The organism is Parafrankia colletiae (genome assembly GCF_001854655.1).
Classification (GTDB): Bacteria; Actinomycetota; Actinomycetes; order Frankiales; family Frankiaceae; genus Parafrankia; species Parafrankia colletiae.
Map to the genome: position 1 here is coordinate 1 of NZ_MBLM01000018.1, position 11,418 is coordinate 11,418.

Genomic DNA, 11,418 nt, shown 5'->3' on the forward strand with positions numbered 1-11,418 from the left:
TCGTCGCGACGCACCACCACACCCCGGTACGACTCCGGAACCGGCAACGCGGCGAACTCCGCCCGCCGCTCCACCGACCGCGGCGAACCGGCCATCACTGCTTCGACGATGCGCTTCATGTGCTGTCCGGCCCCGTCCCTCAGACGCCGAGATGGCGTGCGATCAGCATTTTCTGGACCTCGCTGGTGCCCTCGCCGATCTCGAGGATCTTCGAGTCGCGCCAGTGCCGGGCCACCGGGTACTCGTTCATGAACCCGTAGCCGCCGTGGATCTGCGTGGCCTCGCGCGCATTCGTCACCGCGGCCTCGGAGGAGAACAGCTTCGCCATCGCCGCCTCCTTCTTGAACGGCAGGCCGGCGAGCATCCGCCGGGCGGCGTCGTAGTAGGCGGTCCGGGCGACGTAGGTGCGCGTCTCCATCTCGGCGAGCTTGAAGGCGATCGCCTGGTTCCGGGCGATCGGGGCGCCGAACGCCTCGCGCTCCTTCGCGTATTTCACGCTCTCGTCGACACAGGCCTGAGCAAGCCCCACCGACAGCGCCGAGATGGCGATCCGGCCCTCGTCGAGAATCGACAGGAAGTTCGCGTAGCCACGGCCCTGCTCGCCGAGCAGGTTCGCCGCCGGGACATGCACGTCCTGAAACGACAGCGGCCGGGTGTCGGAGGCGTGCCAGCCCACCTTGGAATAGGGCGCGCCGGCGCTGAATCCCGGCGTCGGGACCGGGACGATGATGGAGGAGATCTGCGGCCGGCCGTTCACCGGCTCACCGGTCACCGCGGTCACCGTCACCACCCGAGTGATGTCGGTACCGGAATTGGTGATGAACGCCTTGGCGCCGTTGATCACCCATTCGCCGTCGACGAGCCGGGCGGTGGTCCGGGTGCCCCCGGCGTCGCTGCCGGCACCCGGCTCGGTCAGGCCGAAGGCGCCCAGCGCCCGGCCGCTGGCCAGCACCGGCAGCCACTCCTCGCGCTGCGCCTCGGTGCCGAACCGGTAGATCGGCATCGCGCCGAGGCCGACCCCGGCCTCGAGGGTGATCGCCACCGAGGAGTCGGCACGGGCCAGCTCCTCGATCGCCAGGCAGAGCGCGAAGTAGTCCGCGCCCTGCCCACCGTAGGACTCGGGGAACGGCAGGCCGAACAGGCCCATCTCCCCCATCTGCGCGATGACCTCGTACGGGAAGGTCTTCGCCTCGTCGTGACCGGCCGCCGCCGGGGCGACCACCTCGCGGGCGAACTCCTCGACCGTCTTGCGCAGGCTCTCGTGTTCCTCGCTCAACCGGTAGTCGGCCATGGTCCTTCTCCTTCTTCGGGTCAGTGGCCCGCGTCGATGGGCACGGCCGTACGCTCGGCGCCGGCTCCCGGGTCGGCCTCGGCCGCGGGCTCGACCACCGCCAGCAGCGCGTCGAGCGCCACCGAATCACCCACCCGGACCAACACGTCCTTCACCTGGCCGGCCACCGCCGCCACCACGGTGTGTTCCATCTTCATCGCCTCGACGACAACCAGCGGAGCGCCGGGTTCGACGGTGTCCCCGGCGGCGGCGCGGACGTCCACGACGATGCCCGGCATCGGGCTGCGCGCCTCTCCGCCCCGCTCACCGCCCGCGCCGTCGCCGTCGCGCTCGGCCCGGCGCTCCGCCAGTGCCCAGGCAGAACCGCCGGCGCCGACCCAGACGGTGTCGCCGGACACCGCGACCTGCCAGCGCCGGGCCTGACCGTCCACTGTCACCAGCGCCTCCGCCGGCAGGCCGGCACCTGCGACCGGCAGCCAGGTCAGGTCCGCCGGGCGGGGCCGGCCGTCGCCGAGGCGTACCAGCAGCCCGCCGTCAGCCTCCCGCAGGACCGCGACCTCGTGTGCCGGGCCGCTGGACGTGCCCGCTCCGGCCACCGACCAGCGCGACCAGGCCGGTCCGCCCACCCGCCAGCCCGACGGGATGTCCCACGGGTCGACCAGTGGGCCGGTCGGGACCATGCCCACCGCGCTCACCAGGCCGAACACCTCCAGTGCGGCGTCCAGCGCCGGCTCGCCCGCCGGCCGCGGGGCGCGCACGGCGCCCTCGGCTGCCTCCCCGGGACCGGCACTGTCGGCGTCCGGGGAGGTCAGCGCCTCGAGGTGGCGTTCGACCAGACCGGTGTCGAGCCGTCCGGCGCGGGTGTCGGGATGGCCGATCAGCCGGCGCAGGAAGGCGATGTTCGTGGTCACGCCCAGCAGGGTGGTGCCGGCCAGCGCCGTGTCGAGGCGGGCCAGCGCTCCGGCACGGTCGGGTGCCCAGGCGACGACCTTGGCGAGCATCGGGTCGTAGGTCGCGGCGACCTGCGAACCGGGCTGCAGCCCGGAGTCGACCCGCACCCCCGGGCCGCTGGGCTCACGCAGCGCGAGGACATCTCCGCCGGTGGGCAGAAAGCCACGGGACGGGTCCTCGGCGTAGACCCGGGCCTCGACCGCGTGGCCGGTGAGGCGGATCTCGTCCTGGGTGTGCCGCAGCCGCTCGCCGGCGGCGACCCGCAGCTGTTCGGCGACGAGGTCGACGCCGGTGACCAGCTCGGTGACCGGGTGCTCGACCTGCAGCCGGGTGTTCATCTCCATGAAGAAGAACTCGTCCGGACGGTGCGTGCTGACCACGAACTCCACCGTGCCGGCGCCCGCGTAGCCGACGGCGGCGGCGACGTCCACCGCCGCGCCGCCGATACGGGCCCGGGTCGCGGCGTCGAGGAGCACCGACGGGGCCTCCTCGATGATCTTCTGGTGCCGCCGCTGCAGGCTGCACTCACGCTCACCGAGGTGGATGACGTTGCCGTGGGTGTCGGCGAGGATCTGCACCTCGATGTGGCGGGGGGTGTCGACGAAGCGCTCGACGAACAGCGTGTCGTCGCCGAAGGAGGCGGCGGCCTCCCGCCGGGCCGAGCGCAGCGCCTCGGGCAGGTCCGCGGGGTCACGGACGAGCCGCATGCCCTTGCCGCCACCGCCGGCAGCCGGCTTCACCAGTACCGGGTACCCGATCTCGGCCGAGGCGGCGACGAGGTCGTCGTCCGACATGCCCGGCTCGATGCGACCGGGAACGACGGGAACGCCCGCTGCCGCCACGGTGCGCTTGGCGGCGATCTTGTTGCCCATCAGGTCGACGACCTCCGCCGACGGGCCCACGAAGACCACGCCGGCGGCGGCGCAGGCCCGGGCGAACGCCGGGTTCTCGGCGAGGAAGCCGTACCCGGGGTGGATCGCCTGCGCGGCCGTGGCCGCCGCCGCGGCGAGCACCCGCTCGATGTTGAGGTAGGAGTCGAGCGCCCGGGCCGGACCCAGGCGCACCGCGACGTCCGCCTCGGCGACGTGGCGGGCGTCCGCGTCGGCGTCGGAGTAGACCGCCACCGACCGGACGCCGAGCTCGCGCAGGGTCCGGATCACCCGGACCGCGATCTCACCGCGATTGGCGACGAGCACCGTGTGGAACATCGACCCTCACATCCGGAAGACGCCGTAGCCGACCGGCTCCAGCGGTGCGTTCGCCGCGGCCGACAGGGCCAGACCCAGCACGGTGCGGGTGTCCGCCGGGTCGATCACGCCGTCGTCCCAGAGCCTGGCGGTGGCGTAGTAGGGGTTGCCCTGCCGCTCGTACTGCTCGCGGATCGGGGACTCGAACGCTGCCTGCTCGTCAGCGGACCACTCCCCGCCGCGGGCCTCGATCGCGTCGCGCCGGACCGTGGAGAGCAYGGCCGCGGCCTGGTCGCCGCCCATCACCGAGATGCGGGCGTTGGGCCAGGTCCACAGGAAGCGCGGCGAGTAGGCACGGCCGCACATCGAGTAGTTGCCGGCGCCGAAGGAGCCACCGATCACCACGGTGAACTTCGGTACCCGGGCGCAGGCGACGGCGGTGACCATCTTCGCGCCGTGCTTGGCGATCCCGCCTGCCTCGTAGTCGCGGCCGACCATGAAACCGGTGATGTTCTGCAGGAACAGCAGCGGGATCTGCCGCCGGTCGCACAGTTCGATGAAGTGGGCGCCCTTGAGCGCCGACTCCCCGAACAGCACGCCGTTGTTGGCGATGATGCCCACCGGATGCCCGTGCAGGCGGGCGACCCCGGTGACCAGGGTCGAGCCGTACTCCTTCTTGAACTCGGCGAAGCGGCTCCCGTCCACCAGCCGGGCGATCACCTCGCGGACGTCGTAGGGCGTGCGCGGGTCCGCCGGGACGACCGAGTACAGCTCGGAGGACGGGTGCAGCGGCTCCTCGGTCGGCACCACCTCCCAGGGCCGCGGCGGGCGCGGCGCGAGCTCACCGACGATCCGCCGGACGATGGCGAGCGCGTCGGCGTCGTCGGCGGCCAGGTGGTCGGTGACACCCGACTTCCGCGAGTGCAGCAGCCCGCCGCCGAGGTCCTCGGCGCTGACGACCTCGCCGGTGGCCGCCTTCACCAGCGGCGGACCACCCAGGAAGATCGTCCCCTGGTTGCGGACGATCACGGCTTCGTCGCTCATCGCCGGGACGTAGGCGCCGCCGGCGGTGCACGAGCCGAGCACCGCGGCGATCTGGGCGATGCCCTGCGCCGACATCGTCGCCTGGTTGAAGAAGATCCGGCCGAAATGCTCCCGGTCCGGGAAGACCTCGTCCTGGCGGGGCAGGAAGGCACCACCGGAGTCGACCAGGTAGACGCAGGGCAGCCGGTTGTGCAGCGCGACCTCCTGAGCGCGCAGGTGCTTCTTCACGGTCACCGGGTAGTAGGTGCCGCCCTTGACCGTGGCGTCGTTGACGACGATGACGCACTCGCGGCCGGAGACCCGGCCGACCCCGGTGATCATGCCGGCGCCGGGCGCCTCGCCGTCGTACATCCCGTCGGCGGCCAGCGCGGACAGTTCCAGGAACGGGCTGCCCCGGTCGAGGAGAGTGTCCAGCCGGTCACGGGGCAGCAGCTTGCCCCGCTCGACATGCCGCCGGCGTGCGTTCTCCGGCCCGCCGGCGGCGGTGACCGCCAGCTTGCCCCGCAGTTCGTCCACCAGGTCCGTGAAGGCGGCGGCGTTGTGACGTGCGGGATCGCCCTTGACATCGACCAGGCTGCGCAGGGGTTCGGCGGGCTCCGCCCGCACCCGGGAAGCCGGCCGGCCGATGTTAGCGTCGACTAACATGCGACGGAGGCTAGCGGCACTTGGCCGCTGTGTCGAGGTGAAGCCCGTGACGAGCCGATGGACGCCGCCCCGCCGGGCCGTGTCGGCCTGGCGGGGCGACGGGCACGCCTAGAGGCGCGGACCCACCACGACGGTCGGGACGCTCGTGCTCGCCCCGTTGCTGAGCACGTTGTGCACCACGCGGACCAGTTCGTCCACAGGCAGGAACGAGTTGGTGATGTAGCCGCGGCTGACCCAGGTCGGGTGCACCTCCATCACCAGGCCCCGATCCCAGCCGGAGGAGAACTCCGTCGCCGAGTCGCCCTCGCCGCCGACGCAGTTCCCGACGACGATCCGGGTGAAGCCGACCTTCGGGTGCTCGCCCTGCCAGGCCTGGACCAGCTTGTCAAGCGCGGCCTTGCTCACCGCGTATGCACCGAGGCCCGGCCACGGATCGGTTATCGAGGCACTGACGGTCGAAAGATAGGCCGCGGTGCCACCGGACTCGGTGAGATGGGGAATCGCCGCAGCAGTGATCAGCGAAGCACCGATCACATTGGTGGCGAAGGTGCTGTGCCAGAGTTCGGCACTGATATCGGTAAGACGGGAAAGCGGGCCCACTCCGGGTGAGTAGACCAGAGCGTCGATACCGCCGAGGCCCTCGGCCGCCTCGGCTATCGCCCGCTGGCAGGACTCCTGGTCGGTGACGTCGCACGTGATCGCGAGCGTTCCCGACCCGGCCTCCTTGGCCGCGTCGACCAGGCGGTCCTGCCGCCGAGCCAGTAACGCGGTCGAGGCGCCCAGCCGCGCGAGGCCGACGCCGATACTGCGACCCAGTCCGCTCGACGCTCCGACTACTACTGTCCGCATCGCTCCACTCCATGATCCACAAGGTTTGACGACGCTGGTGGGCGCCTTATCAGGACGGACGGTACAGCAGGGGCCGAAGCGGCGCGTGACCTCGCGGATCCCGTGCGGGACCGGCGCAGACCGACGCGGATCGGCGTGGTGCACGCCGCAGTCGAACCGCGCACCCACGAGGGCCACGCGGCGCTGACAACCCACCGTGCGACCAACCCCGCGACCAACCCCGCGGAAGCACCATCACCAGACGGCGGAACGAGTCAAATTGGCCACCGGCCAACTAGTATAGTCGCGGAACTTGACCCTGCCACCCAGGACCACAGTCTCCACGACACCTGCCTGCACAAAGCGGGCCGGCCCCGGCGAGAAGGAATACGGGCCGCCCCCCAGCTGAAGGAGAATGCATTGTCGACGGCCGCGCCGGCTGACCGCGAGAAGCCGAACGGGCCGCGCTCGCGCAAAGGCGCGGCGACTCGGGCCCGAATCCTCGACGCAGCGAAGACCGTCTTCGAGAACGACGGCTTCCTGGAGGCCAGGATATCGGACATCGCGGAGCAGGCTGGCCTGTCGCACGGTTCTTTCTACCATTACTTCGACTCGAAGGAACAGATTTTTCGCGAGGTCGCGAAGGAGATGAGCGACCTGCTCAACGCCCCGCTGAGCACGTCCATCTTCATTCCGTCGTCGACCGCACCGCCGCGGGAGCGCATCCGCGACGGAATCCGACGCTATCTTGAGAGCTACCGGGCGGAGGCCCGGATCATCGGCGTCATCGAACAGGTCACCCGGTATGACGCGCACCTCAACGGTGAGCGTTTCGAGCATCAGCAGCGCGATCGCGACCGGGTCGTCGGTTCCCTCCGCCAGCTCCAGCTCCTGGGCCTGATCGACGAGGATGTGGACCCCGCGATCGCCGCACACTCGCTCGGCGCGATGATCTCCCGTTTCGCCGAGATGTGGTTGGTGCAGGGGCTCGTCGACACCGATTTCGAGCACGCGGTGGACCAGCTCACCCGGCTCTTCGTCAGTGCGCTGCGCCTGCGCGACAGACCGGCGCACCTGTCCCACCCGGAGATCGAGTGACCCGCTCGCGTCCGAAGGTCGGCTGACGACCGGGCCCTGACCGCGAGGGCGGGGGCCGGGGGCGCGGCGTCGCCGCGCTGGCCGGCTCCCGCCCTCGCCCCTGCGGAGCGCGGCCCGCCCGGTCGGTGACCGGGCGGGCTCGTCACCGGGTCAGCTGGCCCGCGGCGCGGGTACCTCCAGGACGAGGGCGCTGGCCATGCCACCGCCCGCGCACATCGCCGACACCGCCGTGCCGCCGCCGCGGCGGCGCAGCTCGTGGATCAGCGTGATCACCTGGCGGGCGCCCGTCGTCGCGATCGGGTGCCCCAGGCTGCAGCCACTACCCAGGAAGTTCACGCGGCTGTCGTCGATCTCCAGCAGCCGCGAGGCCGCCACCGAGACCGAGGCGAACGCCTCGTTGATCTCCCACAGGTCGATGTCACCGATCGACAGACCCGCGCGGCGCAGGGCCTTCGGGATCGCCAGCGTCGGCGCGATCCCCGTCTCCGCCGGGGGGACGCCCACCGAGGCCCAGGCCCGCACGACCGCCAGCGGCTCCAGGCCGTGGGCGTCGGCGTACGCACCATCGGTGATCACCATGGCGGCGGCACCGTCGTTCGCCCCCGCCGCGTTGCCGGCGGTGATGCTGAAGCCCTCGATCTCGGGGTGCAGCGGCTTGAGAGCGGCGAGCTTCTCCGCGCTGGTGGTACGCCGGGGGTGCTCGTCGACGGCGAAGGTGAAGCTCGTCCCGTCGCGGCGCGGCACCTCGATCGGGAAGATCTCCTCGGTGAAGCTGCCGTTGTCGATGCCGGCGATGGCGCGCTGGTGCGAGCGCAGCGCCCAGGCGTCCATCTCCTCCCGGGAGACCCCCGCCGCCACCGCGGCGTTCCAGCCGACGGTGATCGACATGTCGAAGTTGGGCGCCTCGGCGGTGTTGCGGTGGGTCGGGGAGTACCAGTCCTCCACCTCGTCGCTGCCGGGCCGCCGCCGCTTCGACCGCGGAGCGGTGGAGGAGGAGTTCGTGCCGCCGGCGACGACAACCCGGTCCATCCCGGACCGGATGGAGGCTGCCGCCGTCTGCACGGCGACGAGCCCGGAGGCGCAGTGGCGGTTGTGCGCGACACCCGCGGCGCCGACGATGCCGGCCTCGATGGCCGCGTAGCGGGCGATGTCACCGCCGCCGTAGAGGGACTCCCCCAGAACGACGTCGTCGATGTCGGCCGGGTCGACACCCGAGCGGCGCACGGCCTCCGCCACGGCCTGGGTACCGAGGGCGAACGCGTCGACGTCCACGAGGGAACCCTTGACCGCCGTACCGATCGCTGTTCTTGCGGTCGAAACGATTACCGCTTCATGCTCCGTCACGTTCGCTCCTCCTGTGGGAACCACGAACCTCACGACACCGACCGGAAAGCCCGGGCACTGTGAGGTTCCTCATAATGCTGAAGTCGACATCGGGGTCAGGACATGACAGAACGCAGCGGAACCTCATTCTGCGCACCTCTCATGTCCGGACACCGTTCGGCGCGCGCGGGGCATCGGTGTTCTGGTCCCGGACGAGGTTCCCGAGCCCCGACAGCCACGGTTGCCCGCAGCGTGCCCTGCCCATCACCCGACGTCGCCATGCGCGGGACGGACCGGGGCCTGCCAGCAGCAGCCGCCGCCGGCAGGCCCCCGGCACATCCAGGAAAATCCTCTCAGACGGTGTCCGAGACTGTCGACCAATAGCATTCCGCCCGGCGCGAAGCGCGCAATCCCAGAGGAAGAGCGCCGTTCTCGCCGGGCAGGGGCCCAGCCTGGCGGAGCTAGAGGTGACCTCCGCCGCCACCCGCCATGGCGCGGATCATGGCGTCCTGCACGAAGGACGCGACGAGACCCTGCCCGCCACCGAAGGCGTCGCCCTGCCCGTAGCTGCGGCCCTGCCCGGCGAACGGACTGCGCAGTGACATCAGCAGCCACTCCCGGGCCGGGCTCGGCTGGTGGAACGTGATCGTGTGGCTCAGGACGCCGGTCGAGATGGAGCGGTGTGCCAGTGCCTGACCGACGCCCTTGTGCGGCCGCATCGCCGTGGCGATGAGGAAGCTGTCGGTGGCGAAGGCGAGCAGCGCCTGGCCGATCACCGCGTCGTCGGGGGCACCGGGCCAGCGGGTCCACACCTCGAGCTCGGGCGGGCCGACGACGTCGGGATCGTTCAGATCGACGTCCCCGACCACCTGGACCTGCCAGGTGCCCGGTGCCTCGGCGGCACCATCCGGGCCGGTCGGCGCGGGCGGGCCGGCCGGGGGTGCCGGGTGTGTCTGCGCGTAGCTGATGAAGTCCGGTTCCTCGGCGGACAGCATCACCTGCGACTGCACGCACAGCCGGTCACCCTGGCTGATCGACACCAGGCTCGTCGCCAGGCTGCGGCCGCTGTGCACCCGTGTCACCGCGATGTCGAGCGGGACGTCCGGGCGAGCCGCGCGGGCGAAGACCGTGTGCAGGGTCTTGACCTTCTTGCCGTCGTTGCCCTGCTGGGCGGCGACCAGGGTCTGGGCCAGCAGCTGGCCGCCGTGGGCCACCGGGCCGCCGGGGTGGACACTGCCCGCGCGGTAGCGGTCGGTGGCGACCGGCTCCAGGTCCAGCACGGCGAGGACGTCAGCGACGGGGAACATCGGCTACCACGCCCCGCGGAGCCGCGCGACGGCGCTGCGGCCGGGCGCACCGTGAAGATCCAACGAAGGTCACCTTCCGTCCAGGGAACCCGACACGGAGCGTGCCGGGTGGGGAAACCCCCGAAAGGAACATGTCAGGAGAACGCCGGTGGGCGCCAGCGGTGCCCGCGGGCGCCACGGCCACCGCCACCAGCGGCGGTGGCCAGCGGCTGACGGCCTACCTGCCGGTCCAGCGCGGGGGGCGCTTCTCCGCGAACGCGCGGGCGCCCTCCTGGGCGTCGGCGGAGGTGCGCACCTGGGCGACGAACTCCTCCTGACGTTCGAAGCCCTCCTCCAGCGACCAGTCCACGGAACGGGCCAGCACCTGCTTGGACGCCGCCAGCGAGAGGGGCGCGTTGGCGGCGATCTCCCCCGCGAGGTCGAGGGCGGCGCCCAGCGCCTCCCCCGGTTCGGTGAGCCGGTTGACGAGGTGGACGTCCGCCGCGTCGGTCGCGGGCCACATCCGTCCGGTGAGCACGAGCTCCATCGCCAGGTGGTAGGGGATGCGGCGCTGCAGCCGGAGCAGTCCGCCCGCCGCCGCGGTCAGCCCGCGCTTCACCTCGGGCAGGCCGAAGTTGGCCGTCCGCGAGGCGACGACCAGGTCACAGGACAGCACGATCTCGAAGCCGCCGGCGAGCGCGTAGCCCTCGACCGCCGCGATCAGCGGCTTGCGGGGCGGCTGGTGGGTGACGCCCGCGAACCCCCGTCCGGGCACGACGGGGCGCTCGCCGCGGGAGAAGCCCTTGAGGTCCATGCCGGCGCAGAACGTGCCGTTGGCGCCGGTGATGATGCCGACGCTCAGGTCGTCACGGGCGTCGAGCTCGTCCAGCGCGGCGGCGATCGCCGTGGCCAGGCTCAGCGACATCGCGTTGCGCGCCGCCGGCCGGTTCATGGTGAGGACGAGCACCCGGCCGTGCTCGGTGCGGATCAGTTCGTCCCCGTCGGCAGGGGCGGGCACGGGGGCGGCGGTGGGCGCCGGACGCTCCGGGCGGGGGGTCTCCAGCTCAGCCATGATCTCTCTCCGGTGGTGCGGGGCAGGATGCGGGCCCGCTGGACTCGGGCGCCGCCGGTCAGGAGACCCGCGGCTCGGGACGCCCGGGCTGCTCGCCGCCGCGGGCCTCGCCGTAGGAGCGCTTGGGCACCATCACCTTGCGGCGGTAGATGCAGACGAGCGTTCCGTCCTGGTTGAGCCCGCGGGTCTCGACGGTGACGATGCCACGGTCGTCCTTGCTCTTCGACTCCACCTTGGCCAGCACGGTCGACTCGCCGTAGATCGTGTCCCCGTGGAAGACCGGCGCGACGTGCCGCAGCGACTCGACCTCCAGGTTCGCGATCGCCTTGCCAGAGACGTCGGCGACGGACATCCCGAGCAGCAGCGAGTACACGTAGTTGCCGACGACGACGTTGCGCTTGAACTGGGTGGTCCGCTCGGCGTAGTTGGCGTCGAGGTGCAGCGGATGGTGGTTCATCGTCAGCAGACAGAACAGGTGGTCGTCGTACTCGGTGACCGTCTTGCCGGGCCAGTGCCGGTAGACCGCGCCGACCTCGAACTCCTCGTAGTACCGGCCGAACTGCATGCGACCCCCTGCTTTCCTGCCGTTCCTGGCCCGGCTGTTCCGACGGAATGGACGTTCTGACGTGGCGTGCTGTCCCGTGCCGCGGCACGGGACAGCACGGCCGCGACTCAGCCGGGGAGTTTGTACTC

At 71.6% G+C, this 11,418-nt stretch carries 9 protein-coding genes; 1 reads left to right on the top strand and 8 read right to left on the bottom strand.

Translation table 11 applies throughout. The features are described 5' to 3' along the window. Positions 1-139: 139 nt before the first annotated feature. From CC117_RS04065 to CC117_RS04080, 4 genes are all read right to left on the bottom strand, one after another. Positions 140-1,291, bottom strand: coding sequence for an acyl-CoA dehydrogenase family protein (locus tag CC117_RS04065; RefSeq protein WP_071082426.1), 1,152 nt, complete (start codon positions 1,289-1,291; stop codon positions 140-142). Positions 1,292-1,311: 20 nt separating this feature from the next. Further along, entirely contained in the window at positions 1,312-3,450 is a 2,139-nt protein-coding gene (locus tag CC117_RS04070) for an ATP-binding protein (RefSeq protein WP_071082427.1), read from the bottom strand. Positions 3,451-3,456: 6 nt separating this feature from the next. Continuing rightward, complete coding sequence (locus CC117_RS04075) at positions 3,457-5,118, bottom strand: carboxyl transferase domain-containing protein (protein ID WP_198541721.1); 1,662 nt, start codon at positions 5,116-5,118, stop codon at positions 3,457-3,459. Between the two features lie 108 nt (positions 5,119-5,226). Further along, the gene (locus tag CC117_RS04080; protein WP_071082428.1) at positions 5,227-5,967 is read right to left on the bottom strand and encodes an SDR family oxidoreductase; all 741 of its coding nucleotides are present in this window, start codon (positions 5,965-5,967) and stop codon (positions 5,227-5,229) included. Between the two features lie 399 nt (positions 5,968-6,366). Between CC117_RS04080 and CC117_RS04085 the strand changes: the two genes are divergently transcribed. Beyond that, on the top strand, positions 6,367-7,044 hold the full coding sequence (locus CC117_RS04085; RefSeq protein ID WP_071082429.1) for a TetR/AcrR family transcriptional regulator: 678 nt from the start codon (positions 6,367-6,369) through the stop codon (positions 7,042-7,044). Positions 7,045-7,194: 150 nt separating this feature from the next. On the opposite strand, the gene CC117_RS04090 is transcribed toward CC117_RS04085, so the two are convergent. From CC117_RS04090 to CC117_RS04105, 4 genes are all read right to left on the bottom strand, one after another. Beyond that, positions 7,195-8,388 (bottom strand): thiolase family protein, encoded by a 1,194-nt coding sequence (locus tag CC117_RS04090; RefSeq protein ID WP_071082430.1) that lies wholly within the window; start codon positions 8,386-8,388, stop codon positions 7,195-7,197. Positions 8,389-8,828: 440 nt separating this feature from the next. After that, positions 8,829-9,674 (bottom strand): acyl-CoA thioesterase, encoded by an 846-nt coding sequence (locus tag CC117_RS04095; RefSeq protein WP_071082431.1) that lies wholly within the window; start codon positions 9,672-9,674, stop codon positions 8,829-8,831. 217 nt (positions 9,675-9,891) lie between these two features. Continuing rightward, positions 9,892-10,725 carry a crotonase/enoyl-CoA hydratase family protein gene (locus tag CC117_RS04100; protein WP_071082432.1) on the bottom strand — a complete coding sequence of 278 codons (834 nt, stop codon included), beginning with the start codon at positions 10,723-10,725 and terminating at the stop codon, positions 9,892-9,894. Between the two features lie 58 nt (positions 10,726-10,783). Beyond that, a complete protein-coding gene (locus CC117_RS04105) occupies positions 10,784-11,290 on the bottom strand; it encodes a MaoC family dehydratase (RefSeq protein ID WP_071082433.1) in 507 nt (168 codons plus the stop codon). Positions 11,291-11,418 lie beyond the last annotated feature (128 nt).

Coding starts and splice junctions, on each gene's coding strand:
- CC117_RS04065 (WP_071082426.1), bottom strand. CDS start 1,291: ATGGCCGACTACCGGTTGAGCGAGGAACACGAGAGCCTGCGCAAGACG.
- CC117_RS04070 (WP_071082427.1), bottom strand. CDS start 3,450: ATGTTCCACACGGTGCTCGTCGCCAATCGCGGTGAGATCGCGGTCCGG.
- CC117_RS04080 (WP_071082428.1), bottom strand. CDS start 5,967: ATGCGGACAGTAGTAGTCGGAGCGTCGAGCGGACTGGGTCGCAGTATC.
- CC117_RS04095 (WP_071082431.1), bottom strand. CDS start 9,674: ATGTTCCCCGTCGCTGACGTCCTCGCCGTGCTGGACCTGGAGCCGGTC.
- CC117_RS04100 (WP_071082432.1), bottom strand. CDS start 10,725: ATGGCTGAGCTGGAGACCCCCCGCCCGGAGCGTCCGGCGCCCACCGCC.
- CC117_RS04105 (WP_071082433.1), bottom strand. CDS start 11,290: ATGCAGTTCGGCCGGTACTACGAGGAGTTCGAGGTCGGCGCGGTCTAC.